The sequence below is a fragment of the Paenarthrobacter sp. NPDC089714 genome, from assembly GCF_044748905.1.
Lineage (GTDB): Bacteria > Actinomycetota > Actinomycetes > Actinomycetales > Micrococcaceae > Arthrobacter.
Map to the genome: position 1 here is coordinate 94212 of NZ_JBIVGX010000011.1, position 14384 is coordinate 108595.

The window sequence follows — 14384 nt, forward strand, 5'->3', positions numbered from 1 at the left end:
CCCTACTGTCCTGCGGGATTGGTGGGGATGATGGGCCACTTGGTCCCGTCCACTACGCGCTGGTCCTCGCGCGGACAACTGAGCTTCCCGGGTGTCTGGTCCACGAGCTGCGCATCAACCAGGCCTTGGTACCCCGGCGTGAGGACGACGTCCACCGACTCGTCCTCGCGGTTGTCCTGGTAGTAGTCCGTCCCTGCAAGGTTCCGCTGGATGTTGAAGGCTGCCGCTTGCCCCTTGACACCGGAAATCACCACGCCCACGCCCGAGTAGGCGGTGTCGCTGTTATCCACGGAGGCCACCTTGTAGCCGCGCGACGTGAACTGGTCAGCGACGGTGCGGGCCAATCCACCACGGGAGGTGGCGTTGAAGACGTTGAGGTTCACGGTTTCGTTCGGGATGTAATCGAACGTGGTGCTGGGACACAGGCTGCTGGGGGCTTTGCTGGCTACGGCCGTAGGGACTTTGATGACGCCATTCATGACGGCCCAGGCACCGACTGCTCCGGCGGCAATGACGCCGATCAACAGGACCAGGACAATGCCGTGGAAGAGTCGTCTCCCGAACCTGGAGCGGGGAACCTCGGCGTCTTCAGCGAACGTGGCACGGAGCTCGGCTCCCGTGACCACGTGGTGGCCATGGAGCCGGGTGGCGTCCGCGGGCCGCTTAGCCATCGATCACTAACACGCGTGCGTGGATGGCCGTGCGCTGGTGGAGCGCCGTCCTGACTGCCCGGTGCAGGCCATCCTCCAGGTACATGACGCCCTGGTACTGGACCACGTGGGGGAACAAGTCACCGAAAAACGTCGAATCCTCGGCCAACAATGCCTCCAAATCCAAAGTGCGCTTGGTGGTCACCAATTCGTCCAGCCGGACGGGTCGCGGCGGGAGGGCCGCCCAGTCTCGCGGCGCAGAGTATCCATGGTCAGGGTACGGGCGTCCCTCGCCCACGGCTTTGAAGATCACCCTGCAAGCCTATGGAAGTTGCCGCGCTAACGGAACTTGTGACCCGCAGCACACGAAGGTTGTAGCCAAATGGTGACTATCCTTTCGCGCTGCGTCACAGCTGTGGAGGAGCCGCCGCGGACTGACAGAATAGGGGCATGACTCAACCGCTCCACGGCACTGACCGGACCGCTGCCCAGAAAGCCCCGGCCCTCGCGCTGCTGCTCGACGTCGATGGTCCCATTGCCAGCCCTGTGACGCGGGACGTCAAGCCGGACATCATTGCAGACCTCGTGGCGCTGGCTTCCGCGGGAATTCCCGTCATCTTCAATACCGGCCGCTCTGACGCCTTCATCGCCGAGCAGGTCATGGAACCGATGATCGCCGCCGGGATGCCTGCCGGAACCGTCATCCACGCGATCTGCGAAAAGGGCGCGGTCTGGTTCAGCTACACCGCCGCCGGACCGGGCCCCATCCACGTGGACCATGAGCTCGCCGTGCCCAAGGCCTACGGGGACGATATCCGCCGGCTGGTGGCCGAGGATTACTCGGCGCACATGTTCTTCGACGAGACCAAGCGGGCCATGGTCTCCGTGGAACAGCACCTGGACGTTGCCAGCGCCGACTATCTCGAGGAACAGAAGCTCTTCGACGCCGATGCCCTGGATATCCTGAACCGGCACGGCCTCAACGCAGCTCTCCTGGACCACCATGCACCGGAATCGGACGACACTGCCGACTACCGGCTGGACCCCACCATCATTTCCACGGACATCGAATCCGTGCGCCTCGGCAAGGACCTGGGCGCCAGCCGCGCCGTCGAACTTCTTGCAGCCCAAGGCATCACACCGCTGGCTTGGCGGACGGTGGGCGATTCCCGCACGGACTACGCCATGGCAGACTGGCTCCACCACAACGACCACGAGGTCAAGCACGTGGACGTCCGTCCCGCGGACGGCGTGCCCGTCAAGCCCTACACCATCCTCACCGCAGCCGACCTGGAGCTGGCGGACGACGTCATCCACGACGACGCCGGCGGCGCCTTCCTGCGCAGCTGGCGCGAAGCACTGGACATCTAGAAGCCGGCCCCCTCACGCACCACGAACAGTACGGAGAAGCAGCCATCACTGAAGCACAGGTCGATCCGGTTTACCACGGCAGCCCCACCGTCGAAGAGGACGCGATCGTCGAGGCGTCCTCGCCTGCCGTCGTCGCGCACCTCAAACACAGGTCCGACGTCGTCCGTCACCGCGGGCGGTACGCACTGGTTAATGCGGACCTCACACCGCAACAGGCCATGGTGTCCGACCTCCTGGCCGTCCGGGCGGCACTGGACGCTGCCGGCGTCGATTTCATCCTGGTGCGCGGCAACGACGAACGGCCCGTCATCGCCGTGGATTGGGAGTCCCGCAAGGCCGTGCGGGACGCACTGGTGGAAGCATTCCGGAACGAACCCTTCTACTCGATGACCGTGGACGCAAAGACGAAGGCCTCGGTGCTGGTGGCCGACGGCGAGTTGTCCGCCAACCGCAAATCACGGATCTTCCGGCTGTACCGGCCCCGCGTGGAGACCGAAGGCGGCCTCTGGTACGGCCCCGCGCTCGGTGTCCAGTTGGAGTTGTGGCGCTTCGACGGCGACCGGCTGGAACTGCCGGTGGAGAACTCACTGACCCGCCGGACCCTGCTGCGCCAGGACGCCGTCCGCGGCTCGGTGCAACGCCACGGACTGGAATGGCCCACCATCGAGAACATGTTCGCGGACCACGCGAGCGATATCGACTTCGACGTGGACATCGTCTTCTCCTGGGTTGACGGCTCGGACCCCGCCTACATCGCGGCGCGGCGGGCCCAGCAGGCGGACGCCGTCCTGGGCGAGGGCGACGACCATGAGGCCCGCTACCGCCAGATCAACGAACTCAAGTATGCGCTGCGTTCGGTGCACATGTTCGCACCATGGATCCGCCGGATCTTCATCGCCACGGACTCCCCCGCCCCGGCCTGGCTGGCGGACCATCCCAAGGTGACGATTGTCCGCAGCGAGGAGTTTTTCGCCGACCCCTCGGTGCTGCCCACGCACAATTCACAGGCCGTCGAGTGCCAACTTCACCACATCGATGGGCTCTCGGAGCATTTCCTCTACTCCAACGACGACATGTTCTTCGGCCGTCCCGTGGGCCCGGACATGTTCTTCACCCCCGGAGGCATCACCAAGTTCATCGAAGCCGACACCAGGATCGGACTGGGTGAGAACGACGCCGAACGCAGCGGCTTTGAAAATGCGGCCCGCGTCAACCGCAAGCTGCTCTGGAAGCGCTTCGGCAGGATCACCACCCGGCACTTGGAACACACCGCCGCCCCGATCCGCCGCAGCGTGGTGGCACGCATGGAGCAGGAGTTCCCGGAGGAGTTCACCAAGACTGCGGCCAGCCGTTTCCGGGCCGCGGACAACATCTCTGTGACCAACTCGTTCTACCACTACTACGCGCTCCTGACGGGCCGTGCAGTCACCCAGACCAACGCCAAGGTCAAGTACGTTGACACCACCCTGTGGTCCGGGTTGCACTACCTGCCCAAGCTCCTGGCGAAGCGGAACATGGACCTCTTCTGCCTCAACGATGGCAGCTTCCCCGAGGTCCACGCCGACGAACGGGCCGGGCTGGTCACCGACTTCCTGGAGAAGTACTTCCCGGTCAAAGCACCTTGGGAGAAGTAGCACTGCGCGGAGCCGCAGCCACCCGGGGCTGCCGCGGCCGGCTGGTCCGCGGGTGCTTCGGGATGGAGATCCCGGCTGCGGCAAGCCGCCGCTGAACCTCCTCGGCATCCACGGGCTCGCCCACGGTCACGCCGCCGGACATCGGCACCACGGAGTGCACAATCGTGTGCTCGTACACGTGCACCATGTTGTAGGCCTGCGCACCGTCGCGCCCGCGTTGACCACCGGCTGTGACACCCAGATCCTGCGTGTAGCACGTGGCGGAGGCGACCGAGACAGGGATGCCGGCGAAGCTCGCCGTGGTGGAGAAATGCAGGTGCCCGCCCAGGATGGATCGAACATCCGTATTGCGGACGACGGCGGCCAGCGCGGCTTGGCCACGCAGCTCAACCAGGACTGCCAGGTCCTGGACGCACGGCACGGGCGGGTGATGAAGCGCGAGGATGGTGCCGTCCGGCGCAGGGGTGGAGAGTTCGTCCGCGAGCCATTCCAACTGTTGCCCGGACAGTTCGCCGTGGTGGAAACCGGGAACCGTGGTGTCCAGGGTGATGATCCGCAGGCCATTGACGAAGTAGCTGCGGTCCATTGGCTCCTGGGGCCTGCTGATTTCAGAGGCGTCCAAGAAAGCAGATCGGAAATTGGCGCGGTCGTCATGGTTGCCCATGGCCCAGATGGCCTTGGCTCCGAGGGCATCGCACACGGGCTCGATCATCTCGCGAAGCCGCCGGTACGCTTCGAGTTCGCCCCGGTCGGCGAGGTCTCCGGTGAAGATGATGGCTTCCGGCTTCAGCTTGGAGGCGATGATCTGATCGCAGATCTCCTGCAGCCTGGCAGCGCTGTCCACCGATCCGTAGAGTGTGCCGGGTCCACCCACCAGGTGAAGATCGCTCAAGTGCAACAGCACATGACCTGGTTTCGGGTACTCGGCCTCGATGAGCTCCATAGCTGCCTTAGCGTTAGGTGGGAGACGGCGCCTCCCGTGTAACCCCAGTAGGACCAATCCAACCAGACGGGAAGCCAACACTTGGCTAATATCCGGCGGAATGTTGGAAAATTACTTTCCTCCTTTCTGGAATTCCAGGCTTATGCCAATGCCTTTTCCACTGCTTCTACAAGGTCTTCGGAGTCGGGCTCAACGGCGGATGGGAACCGTGCGATCATTTCTCCCTGGCGGTTGATGACGAACTTTTCGAAGTTCCATTTCACCTTGACCGGTTGGCCGTCCTGGTCCCGGGTCAACTCGGAGAACAGGGGATGCTGCTCCTTGCCCAAGACGTTGGCCTTGGCGGTCAGTGGGAAGGAGACGCCAAAATTGCGCTCACAGAACTCGGCGATTTCCTGGTCCGAACCCGGCTCCTGGCCCGCGAATTGGTTGCACGGAACACCGAGGACCTCCAAGCCGTCCTCGCGGTACTTCCCGTAGAGCTCCTCCAGGCCGGCGTACTGGCGTGTGTAGCCACACTTGGAAGCGACGTTGACCACCAGCACCGCCTTGCCCTCGAACCGGCCGAAATCAGCTTCGGTGCCATCGTTGAAGGTGAGGGGGATGCTGTAGAGGGTGCTCATGGATCGCTTCCTGACGACGTCGGCTGGCGGGGTTGCCGCCATCGAGCTTACGGGAGCTTCGTAAGGGCCACGAAACGCGGGGTGACCGCGTTTCGCCGCGCTACGGGGTGGGAAGAATGAGGCTGGACAACGGCACCGTGGTGCCGTCCGGCTTCCGGACCAGGTCCGGAGCAATCAGGACATATCCAGGCGGCAGGACCACCGTTGGCAACGTGGCCACGAGCGTCGTAGTCGGAGCAGGCGCAGGCGCTGCCGGAGTGACCGGTGCCGCCGGCTGCGTCACCACAGGAGCCGGCGCAACAACCGCTGGTGCCGGAGCGACGACTTTCGGTGCCGGCGCGACGGCGACAGGCGCCGACGCAGGGACGCTCGGCTGGGTGGCGGGCGCGGCGGGAGCGACTGCCGGTGCAGGTGCAGTGGTGGTGACCGGTGCAGTGGTGGTGACCGGAGCCGGCGTCGTGGCCGTTGCAGCTGGTGCCGTGGTGGTCGCACTCGGGGTCGGCGTCGGCGTCGGCGTTGCCGTAGAGCTCGGCGAAGGTGAGGCAGTCGCCGTCGGGGTTGGCGTAGCCGTAGCGGACGGCGAAGGTGAGGCAGTCGCCGTCGGGGTTGGCGTAGCCGTAGCGGACGGCGAAGGCGAGGCAGTCGCCGTCGGGGTTTGCGTCACGGGAGGCGTGGTGGTGCCCGGCGTGCTGCCAGTACCGCCCGGGTTGCTCGGGGCGACAGTCACCGGCGGGGCAACGTCTTCCTCGTGTTCACCGCCAATCACCGCGCGGTTGGTGCCGTCCGAAACGGGGACGGCCCACTGCGGCGCGCTGGAACCCGTACCGACACCGGGCTGGTAGTTGACAAAAGCGATCGTCTGCAGCGGGTCCACTTGCTTGGTGGGCAGGAGCTGCCATTGGTTGGGGTTGGTGTGGAGGCCGTTGACGATCGTTTCGAAGTGGAGGTGGCAGCCAGTGGACCAACCGGTAGTTCCGACCTCGGCGATGACTTGGCCAACCCGGACGCTTTGGCCTTGGGTCACTCCAATGGCCTGAAGGTGGTTGTACGTGGTCACCAGACCGTTGCCGTGCTCGATCTCAACGCGGTTGCCACCGCCCCAGATGTGCCAGCCCACGGCCTTGACCACACCGGAATCGGCAGCGTAGACGCGGGTTCCGCAGGCCGCGGCGTAGTCCTGTCCCCAGTGGAACTCACCGGGCAGGCCGGTCAGCGGGCTGTAGCGGTAGCCGTAGGGCGAGCTGGGGTTGAGCACCTCGAGGGGTGCGTACAAGTATCCGGCAGGCGGACGGGGCAGCCCGGCGGATGCGACATTCAGGGCGCCTGACCCGTCGGCACCTACAGCGTGGACCAGTGCCCGGTCGAAGTACACCATGGGCGTGCCGGCCGTTTGCTGAGGAGGTTCGGGCAGGTTGTCCATAACCAGGGTCTGGGCCTCGGGTGGCGTCAGGCTGCCCAAGGAATTCGGTCCCACCACGCCCTGGGCCGAGGCTCCATTCAGGGACGTTGAGGACGCGGACGTCAGCGGTTGGAATCCGAAAGCGAAGAACGCCGCCACTGCGAGGGTTGCGGCGAAGAAGACGCGGCGAAAACCCTCGGTGCGCACCAGGACTGCTACCCGGTCTGATTCATGATGCTTGCCCACAAAAACACTCCCCAAAAGCCAGCGGCACCAAACCCCAGCCTGGCGTGCAAGCACCATTGTTGCCGTTCTCAGGGCGAAAATAAAGTCTTCCAGGTTGCCCGCTGGTGAAAGGTTGGCTCAGTTTTTCCTCAAGACGCCTTGAGCATTCGGGAGGGTCGGCTCACGCCAGGTTTTCCTTGAGCAGGGCCCGGTGCTCAATAGCAGCCGAAGCATGCAGGGCCCGGCCTGCCTCTGTCAGTTCGAGGAAGAGGGATCGGCGGTCATCGGCGCACGTTTGGCGTGAAACCAAGCCGGCTTTTTCCAGCCTGTCCACCACTTTGGACACGGCACTCTGGGTCATGGGGGTGCGCTCCCCCAATTGCTTCATGCGGCACGCGGCGTCCGCGCATTCGGCCACGAGGTCAAGGATCTCGAATTCGTTCAGGCCGATGTCGAACTTTGCTTCCAGGGCACGGTCCAGGGCTCCCGCCGTGCGGAAGTAGGAGTCCTGGATGGTGCGCCACTGCTCTACCAGTTGGCGGTCACGCGTGGTTGCCATGGTCCGATTCTAGTTCATGACACCATTTGAATCCACGTCATAAGATGACACGTCATATTCCTTGTCATTCAATGACGCGTCATCTACATTGAAGAACATGACATCACCCACCACCCTTCAAAGACCTGCCGATGCCCTGGTTTCAGCCGTTCGCTGGACGCGCGCCCAATGGTTGCTGCTGATGGTCGTCTGCACCGTCCTTGCCCTCGACGGCCTGGACGTTTCCATGGTTGGCGTTGCCCTGCCCTCCATCGGCCACGAACTCAACCTCGGTACCGATTCCCTGCAGTGGATCGTCTCCGCCTACGTTCTTGGCTACGGAAGCCTGCTCCTCCTGGGTGGGCGGCTCGCGGACCTGCTGGGCCGCCGTCGTATTTTCCTCATCGCCCTGACAGTCTTCGCGGCCGCGTCGCTGCTGGGCGGCTTGGTTGACGACCCCGCCATCCTGATCGCCACGCGTTTCGTGAAGGGCCTCGCAGCAGCCTTCACGGCACCCACCGGCTTCTCCATCATCACCACCAACTTTGCCGAGGGCCGCGCCCGCAACAAGGCGCTTTCCATCTTCACCACGTTCGGTGCCAGCGGCTTCTCCCTGGGCTTGGTGGTTGGGGGCCTTATGACCAGCCTGAGCTGGCGCTGGACCTTCCTGGTCTCAGTACCGATCGCCGTGATCGTGGTGCTGCTGGGCATCAAGTTCATTCCGAAGGACAAGCCGTCTGCCGAGAACAGCGGGCACGACATCTGGGGCGCCGTGACGCTGGCCCTGGGCATGCTCGGCCTGGTGTACACCTTGGTGTCCGCGCCCGAGCAGGGCTGGGGATCTGTGGCAACAATCGCCGGATTCGCAGTATCTGCCGCCGTGCTGGCAGCCTTCGCGGTCATCGAGAACAAGGTAAAGCACCCGTTGATCCGCTTCGGCATCCTCAAGGAAGGCTGGGTGGCCCGGGCCAACCTCAGCGCCGTCGGGCTCTTCGGGTCCTACCTGAGCTTTCAGTTCATCGTCACCATGTTCCTGCAGTCGGTGCTCGGCTGGACTCCCTTGGGCATGGCCCTGGCACTCCTTCCCGCAGGCCTGCTCGTGGCCACGAGTGCGCCCTTCGCGGACCGGCTGATCGAAAAGTTCGGCGCCAAGCAACTCATCCTCACCGGACTCACAGCCCTTGGCCTGGGCTACGTCCTGTTCCTCCGCGTCGGCACCACACCCAACTACGCGCTGGATATCCTGCCCTCGGTGGTCCTGCTGGGCATCGGATTCGCCTTGGCCTTCCCGTCCATCAACGTGCTGGCCACGGAAGGCATCAGCGATTCCGAGCAGGGACTCGCCGCCGGCCTGATCCAAACCAGCACCCAGGTAGGTGCAGCACTCGTCCTCGCCGTCACCACGGCTTTGGTGAGCGGGCACGGGCACGCCGAAGGCACCGTCAGCGCCCAGGCAATGCTTGACCAGTACCGTCCGGGCCTCATCCTGAGTGCCGCCGTCGCCATTGCCGCCCTGCTGGTGGCAGCCGCACCTGCCAAGGGCCGCGCCCGCGTGTAGTTTGTAAGGCATGAGGAATCTTTTCCTCGACTACCGGCACGAGCTCCAGCGCACGTTCACGGGAACCTCCGGAACGCCGCCGGAGTGGGTGCCGCGCCTTGCAGAAGGGAACGACGCCGGATATCACCTTCCGGGGTCGGCGGTCTGGGCTGTCCACGGCTCAATGTCCACCATCGTTGCCGGAATCCGGGTGCTCCTGATGCAGGCTTTGCATCCGGGAGCACTCGCCGGCGTGTACGAGCACTCCGGCTTCAAGGAAGATCCCCTGGGCCGCCTCGCCACCACCATCCGCTGGATCTTCACGGTGACCTACGGGTCCACGGAAGCGGCGGGAGAGGCGAGCGGCCGGGTCCGGAAGATCCACAAACACGTCAGGGGGACGTATGTGGATGGGAACGGGGTCCAGCGAGAGTACCAGGCCAACGATCCCGAACTCCTCCGGTGGGTCCATGTGACCTACGCGGAGTCCTTCCTCACGGCGCACCGCATCTTCGGGCGGCCAATTCCCGGCGGACCGGACGCGTACGTCCGTCAGTGGGCCTCGGCGGGCCGGCTCATGGGCGTCGAGTATCCGCCCCTCACCGAGGCCTCCGTCCGCCGCGAAATCGACGAGTGGCGCGCCTCCGGGGTCCTCCGCTCAGACGAACGGCTGGCCGAGACCGTGGCTTTCATCCGGCACCCGCCACTGAGCCCCCTGCTGCGGCCGGGGTACCGCATTCTCTTCGCGGCCGCCGTCGAAAGCCTCGAACCGGAGTACCGGGAGATGCTTGGACTCAAGACGGCCCGGATCGGCCCGGTCCCGCTGCACGCGATCCCGGCTGCCAAAGTGGCCCTCGCCATGGTGCGCCTGGCCCTGGGCCGGCGCGGCCCCAGCGAACTCGCGGCCCGCAGCCGGCTGGAGCGGCTGGGTTGGCCGAACTAAGCGACCGCACTTTGACGTGACAAGTGAGAGTGGTAGCTTGGTAAATGCAAGGCCCTAGGCAGTTCATCTGGCTGTACAAAGGGTCTTGCATCCCGCGAACCCTCCGATTGCCGGAGGGTTCTTGCGTTAAGGATGCCTCCACCAAATCATTCCCTGGTCCGAACCATCCAACCAATGCTTGCGGAGCCTGCTGAAGGCGATCGCTGCCCCGGGCAAGGGCGTGATGCCGTCACCCCAAATTTCGGGATGGTCCTGCAGGTGTTTGTGGAATGAGCAATAGGCAATCAGGTCGGCCGCCTGGATCAGCTGGCTGTACCTGCTGTCCTGCATCAAAACATCTTCCAGAACCCGCCGGTCCGCGATGTCGAGGCTGCGATGGACCCTCCTGTAGGCGGCCGCGTTTCTGGCTGCTGCGGTCCACTGCTCCCGCCCTTGGTGCGGCTCCAGGATGTCGTCATCGAGCAGATGTTTAAAGCCCTGCAAACCGTCGTAGAAGACAACTACGTATGTATCCTCGGAGCGCGCCCAGTCATCCAGGTGTGCAATGACTTCCTTGTAAAGTTCGTGATTTCGCGTCGTTGCCATTCCGAAGCTGACAACTCTGAATTGTTCGTAGTCAGCCAGGGTCCGAAGAAGGACCCTACTGGCGGCTGCGCGGGCAGCCTTGCCGAATTTCCTGTCCTGCTGGGGCGTATCACAGAAAGAACCCCGTCCCTTCAGGAACTTGTTCGCGTGTATTTCCGTATTCTTGCCCACGCCCCATTCATCGTGGATGCGCCGGCGCCCTTCAAGCCATGACTTCAGGAGTCCGGTCCAATGCTTGTCTTCCACCAGAAGCGCCGACATCGTGGAGCCAATCCTGGAATCGCCCGAATCATCGATGTAGCAGAAATACACAACAGCTCCTCCCGCGCCCAGCCCCGCAAACACGGGTCTTCTGTAGGTGGGAGGGATCGATGATTTCTGACGCGATCGAAGGAGGCGAAGCCGGGCAGGAGGGGAATCACCCCGCCTGCCCGGCTTCGTGGCCTCCGGGCTTAGATCAGTTCGTCCGAGAGGTGGTTCGGCGTGCCGAAGCGGTGGGCTGTGATGGACACAGCCTGTTCGCGGAGGAACGGCAGCATCTCGATCCGGCCGGCCTGGGTCACCGCACCGTGGTAGACAGCGATGTCCGGACGGCCACCGGTCGCCGCGCTCAGCGCGGTGAAGTCGCCGCCGATCAGGCGGATGCGGCCGCCGTCGAACCTTGCCGCGCGGGTCAGCCACGAGCCGTCGTCCTCAACCCGCACGCTGACGCCCAGGTTCGCGAACACGGTCACCACGGCGTCGGGAAGTACGACGGCGGAGCTCACCTTCAGTGCCGATCCCGCCACTGCGCCGGCCGCCACAACCCGGAGCAGCTCCACGAGCCGCTCGCCTTCGGAAAGGCGGATGGTGACAGGGAGGGGACGGTAGCGGAAGACGTTGCGTTCGGCGGTCAGGCCGGAGACGTCCTTGCGGGTGCCAAACTCGGAATCCCAGGCAGCGGCGTCGCTGAAGAGTGCCTGCTGGAGGGTCTGGAGTTCCTCGGCAGTAACATCAGCCGACGTGGCAGCGGTCAGGATCTGCGAGGCTGCGCCCCGGAGCGTGGTGCCCCGCTTGGCCGTCGCCTCGGCAGGGAGCCAGGACCCCAGGCCGATCAGGTAGTTCGGGCCACCGGCTTTGGTTCCGGCGCCGACCGCGGACTTCTTCCAGCCGCCGAACGGCTGGCGCTGCACGATCGCACCGGTAATGCCGCGGTTGACGTAGAGGTTGCCGGCCTGGATGGTGTCCATCCAGATGCCCATTTCGGCGGAGTCCAGGGAGTGCAGCCCGGCGGTGAGGCCGTATTCGATCTCGTTCTGGATAGCGATGGCTTCTTCGAGGGTTTCAGCGGTCATGACGCCCAGGACCGGGCCGAAGAACTCGGTCAGGTGGAAGTAGGAGCCGCGCTTGACGCCCGAGCGGATGCCCGGGGACCACAGCCGGCCGGAGTCGTCCAGGCGTTCGGGCTTGATGGCCCAGGTTTCGCCCTCGCCCAAGGTGGTGAGGGCGTTCAGGAGCTTGCCGTTGGCAGGCTCGATGATCGGTCCCATCTGCGTGGTGGCGGTCTCCGGGTAGCCAACGGTCAGGGAACGGGCGGCGTCGATGAGCTGGTTGTGGAACCGCTTGGACTTGGCCACGGAGCCAACCAGGATCACGAGGGACGCGGCGGAGCACTTCTGGCCGGCGTGGCCGAACGCGGAGTACACAACGTCCTTCGCTGCCAGGTCCAGGTCCGCGCTCGGGGTGACGATGATGGCGTTCTTGCCCGAGGTTTCCGCGAGCAACGGCAGGTCCTGGCGGAAGGAACGGAACAGCTCTGCGGTTTCATAGCCACCGGTGAGGATCACGCGGTCAACGCTCGGGTGCGAGACCAACTGGGTGCCCAGCTCCCGCTCTTCGAGCTGCACGAGTGCCAGCACGTCCTTCGGAACGCCTGCCTCCCACAGGGCCTCCACCATGACGGAACCTGAACGGCGGGCCTGCTTTGCGGGTTTGATCACGACGGCGGAACCTGAGGCGAGTGCCGCGAGCGTCGAGCCCGCGGGAATCGCCACCGGGAAGTTCCACGGCGGGGTCACCACGGTGAGGTTGGCTGGGACGAACGTGGCGCCGTCCACCGTTTCAAGGTCCTTGGCGCGCTCGGCGTAGTAGTGCGCGAAGTCGATCGCTTCGCTGACCTCGGGATCGCCCTGGTCGATGGTCTTGCCGGTCTCGGAAGCCATGACCTCGAGGAGTTCGGCGCGTCGGGCTTCGAGGACCTCACCGGCGCGATGCAGGATTGCGGCACGCTCGGCGGCGGGCCGCGTACCCCAAGCCTTACCGGCGTCGACGGCGGTGGTGATGATGCGCTCAAGGTCGGCAGCATCGGAGACCTTGGTGGACTCGACGGTCTTGTTGCCTGCCGTGGAACCGGGGATGCGGGCCAGGATGTCACGGCCCCAGGCGCGGTTTGCGGGGAGGGCGGGATCGGTGTCCGGGGTGTTGCGGAAGCCCTCGGTCGGGGCAGGCTCAGCCGGGAGGCGGCGGTCCTGCGTGCGGTTCGGTCCGGGGACGGTCTCGCTGAGATGCGCCAGGGAGTTCAGGAATCGCTGCTTCTCGCGCTCAAAGAGGGGTTCGTTCTCACTGAGCTCGAAGACCGCGGACATGAAGTTTTCCTGGCTGGCACCCTCTTCGAGGCGGCGGATCAAGTACGCGATGGCGACGTCGAATTCGCCGGGGTGGACTACGGGTGTGTAGAGGAGCAGGCTGCCAACGTCCTTGCGGACCGCCGTGGCCTGACCGGTTGCCATGCCGAGCAGCATTTCGAACTCGATGCCCTCAGTGACACCACGCTGCTTGGCCAGGAGCCAGGCGAAAGCAACGTCGAACAGGTTGTGCCCGGCGACGCCGATGCGGACAGCGTCCACGCGCTCCGGCGTGAGGGCGTAGTTGATGACGCTCTTGTAGCTGGTGTCCGAATCCTGCTTGGTGCCCCATGTTGCCAGCGGCCAGTCGTGAAGGGATGCCTCAACCTGCTCCATGGGAAGGTTGGCACCCTTGACCACGCGGACCTTGATGGGAGCACCGCCCTGGGCACGGCGGGCCGCGGCCCACTCCTGGAGTTCCTGCATTGCAGCCAACGCGTCCGGAAGGTAGGCCTGCAGGACGATGCCGGCCTCGAGGTTCTTGAATTCAGGCATGTCCAGGATCCGCTTGAAGACGGCGATGGTCATGCTCAGGTCCTTGTATTCCTCCATGTCCAGGTTGATGAACTTGGGCTTGCTGAAGGACGCAGCGAGGCGGTACAGCGGAGTGAGCTTCTCCACCACGTGGTTGACGGCTTCGTCGAAGGCCCACGGGGAGTGCGGGGCCACGGTGGAGGATTCCTTGATGGAGACGTAGTCCACGTCCTCGCGGGCAAGGAGCTTGAGCGTCCCGTCGAGGCGGCGCTGTGCCTCGTGTTCGCCCAGCACTGCCTCCCCCAGGAGGTTGACGTTGAGGTGGACGCCGTCCTGGCGGATCTTGGAGATGGCCGGGCCGAGCTTGGCATCAGTGGCATCCACGATCAGGTGACCCACCATCTCACGGAGCACGCGGCGGGCGATCGGAATGACCACCTGCGGCATGACCGGGGCCATCAGGCCGCCGACGCGGACCGCGCTGCGCATGTACCACGGCAGGAACGTGGGCACCTTGGGGGCAAGTTCGGCGAGTTTCCGGGCGGCGACCGAGAGATCCTCGGGGCGGATGACGCCGTCGACGAATCCCACCGTGAAGTCCAATCCGTTGGGGTCCTTCAAGACGCCGGCAAGGCGCTGGGCGGAGACATCAACGGGGATCTTGCTGGCTTCTGTCAACCAGTGACGGACCAAGGCAATGGCTTCGGTGGCCAGTGCGTCGAACTGCCCGGAATCCTGGGTGCGCGGGGAGGTCGCATCCGGGAGAGTGCTGGTCATGAAGGGCTCCTTATGGGACGGA

13 protein-coding genes are annotated in these 14384 nt (G+C 64.7%); 4 read left to right on the forward strand and 9 right to left on the reverse strand.

Annotated elements, in window-relative coordinates:
- Positions 1-2: 2 nt before the first annotated feature.
- Both ACIPY3_RS17495 and ACIPY3_RS17500 read right to left on the reverse strand, forming a co-directional pair.
- A complete protein-coding gene (locus ACIPY3_RS17495) occupies positions 3-671 on the reverse strand; it encodes a LytR C-terminal domain-containing protein (RefSeq protein ID WP_400336204.1) in 669 nt (222 codons plus the stop codon).
- On the reverse strand, positions 664-963 hold the full coding sequence (locus tag ACIPY3_RS17500; protein ID WP_021471645.1) for a type II toxin-antitoxin system VapB family antitoxin: 300 nt from the start codon (positions 961-963) through the stop codon (positions 664-666). Before ACIPY3_RS17500 ends, ACIPY3_RS17495 begins: the two co-directional genes overlap by 8 nt.
- Positions 964-1100: 137 nt before the next feature.
- On the opposite strand from ACIPY3_RS17500, the gene ACIPY3_RS17505 reads away from it, so the two are divergent.
- Positions 1101-2021 (forward strand): hypothetical protein, encoded by a 921-nt coding sequence (locus tag ACIPY3_RS17505; protein ID WP_400336205.1) that lies wholly within the window; start codon positions 1101-1103, stop codon positions 2019-2021.
- On the opposite strand, the gene ACIPY3_RS17510 is transcribed toward ACIPY3_RS17505, so the two are convergent.
- On the reverse strand, positions 2018-2191 hold the full coding sequence (locus ACIPY3_RS17510; RefSeq protein ID WP_400336299.1) for a hypothetical protein: 174 nt from the start codon (positions 2189-2191) through the stop codon (positions 2018-2020). The two genes, ACIPY3_RS17505 and ACIPY3_RS17510, sit on opposite strands and share 4 nt — an antisense overlap.
- Here ACIPY3_RS17510 and ACIPY3_RS17515 point away from each other — a divergent pair.
- A complete protein-coding gene (locus tag ACIPY3_RS17515) occupies positions 2126-3655 on the forward strand; it encodes a stealth conserved region 3 domain-containing protein (RefSeq protein WP_400336295.1) in 1530 nt (509 codons plus the stop codon). The genes ACIPY3_RS17510 and ACIPY3_RS17515 overlap by 66 nt on opposite strands.
- Here ACIPY3_RS17515 and ACIPY3_RS17520 read toward each other — a convergent pair.
- From ACIPY3_RS17520 to ACIPY3_RS17535, 4 genes are all read right to left on the reverse strand, one after another.
- Complete coding sequence (locus ACIPY3_RS17520; RefSeq protein ID WP_400336206.1) at positions 3633-4598, reverse strand: phosphodiesterase; 966 nt, start codon at positions 4596-4598, stop codon at positions 3633-3635. The two genes, ACIPY3_RS17515 and ACIPY3_RS17520, sit on opposite strands and share 23 nt — an antisense overlap.
- 140 nt (positions 4599-4738) lie before the next feature.
- Positions 4739-5221 carry a glutathione peroxidase gene (locus tag ACIPY3_RS17525; protein ID WP_400336208.1) on the reverse strand — a complete coding sequence of 161 codons (483 nt, stop codon included), beginning with the start codon at positions 5219-5221 and terminating at the stop codon, positions 4739-4741.
- Between the two features lie 100 nt (positions 5222-5321).
- Complete coding sequence (locus ACIPY3_RS17530; RefSeq protein ID WP_400336210.1) at positions 5322-6866, reverse strand: M23 family metallopeptidase; 1545 nt, start codon at positions 6864-6866, stop codon at positions 5322-5324.
- A 160-nt stretch (positions 6867-7026) separates the two neighbouring features.
- Positions 7027-7404 (reverse strand): MarR family winged helix-turn-helix transcriptional regulator, encoded by a 378-nt coding sequence (locus tag ACIPY3_RS17535; RefSeq protein ID WP_400336212.1) that lies wholly within the window; start codon positions 7402-7404, stop codon positions 7027-7029.
- Positions 7405-7501: 97 nt separating this feature from the next.
- Here ACIPY3_RS17535 and ACIPY3_RS17540 point away from each other — a divergent pair, with 97 nt between their 5' ends.
- Together ACIPY3_RS17540 and ACIPY3_RS17545 are read left to right on the forward strand one after the other, a co-directional pair.
- Positions 7502-8941: an MFS transporter gene (locus tag ACIPY3_RS17540; protein WP_400336214.1), complete on the forward strand. Its 1440-nt coding sequence runs from the start codon at positions 7502-7504 to the stop codon at positions 8939-8941.
- A gap of 10 nt (positions 8942-8951) precedes the next feature.
- Positions 8952-9863 carry an oxygenase MpaB family protein gene (locus tag ACIPY3_RS17545; RefSeq protein WP_400336216.1) on the forward strand — a complete coding sequence of 304 codons (912 nt, stop codon included), beginning with the start codon at positions 8952-8954 and terminating at the stop codon, positions 9861-9863.
- A gap of 126 nt (positions 9864-9989) precedes the next feature.
- On the opposite strand, the gene ACIPY3_RS17550 is transcribed toward ACIPY3_RS17545, so the two are convergent.
- Both ACIPY3_RS17550 and ACIPY3_RS17555 read right to left on the reverse strand, forming a co-directional pair.
- On the reverse strand, positions 9990-10793 hold the full coding sequence (locus ACIPY3_RS17550; RefSeq protein ID WP_400336218.1) for a DUF3800 domain-containing protein: 804 nt from the start codon (positions 10791-10793) through the stop codon (positions 9990-9992).
- 107 nt (positions 10794-10900) lie between these two features.
- Positions 10901-14362 (reverse strand): proline dehydrogenase family protein, encoded by a 3462-nt coding sequence (locus ACIPY3_RS17555; RefSeq protein WP_400336220.1) that lies wholly within the window; start codon positions 14360-14362, stop codon positions 10901-10903.
- Positions 14363-14384 lie beyond the last annotated feature (22 nt).

Bases quoted from the DNA above. Each gene is read 5' to 3' on its own strand.
- ACIPY3_RS17505 (WP_400336205.1), top strand. From the start codon at position 1,101: ATGACTCAACCGCTCCACGGCACTGACCGGACCGCTGCCCAGAAAGCC.
- ACIPY3_RS17555 (WP_400336220.1), bottom strand. From the start codon at position 14,362: ATGACCAGCACTCTCCCGGATGCGACCTCCCCGCGCACCCAGGATTCC.
- ACIPY3_RS17545 (WP_400336216.1), top strand. From the start codon at position 8,952: ATGAGGAATCTTTTCCTCGACTACCGGCACGAGCTCCAGCGCACGTTC.
- ACIPY3_RS17525 (WP_400336208.1), bottom strand. From the start codon at position 5,221: ATGAGCACCCTCTACAGCATCCCCCTCACCTTCAACGATGGCACCGAA.
- ACIPY3_RS17540 (WP_400336214.1), top strand. From the start codon at position 7,502: ATGACATCACCCACCACCCTTCAAAGACCTGCCGATGCCCTGGTTTCA.
- ACIPY3_RS17520 (WP_400336206.1), bottom strand. From the start codon at position 4,598: ATGGAGCTCATCGAGGCCGAGTACCCGAAACCAGGTCATGTGCTGTTG.
- ACIPY3_RS17495 (WP_400336204.1), bottom strand. From the start codon at position 671: ATGGCTAAGCGGCCCGCGGACGCCACCCGGCTCCATGGCCACCACGTG.
- ACIPY3_RS17535 (WP_400336212.1), bottom strand. From the start codon at position 7,404: ATGGCAACCACGCGTGACCGCCAACTGGTAGAGCAGTGGCGCACCATC.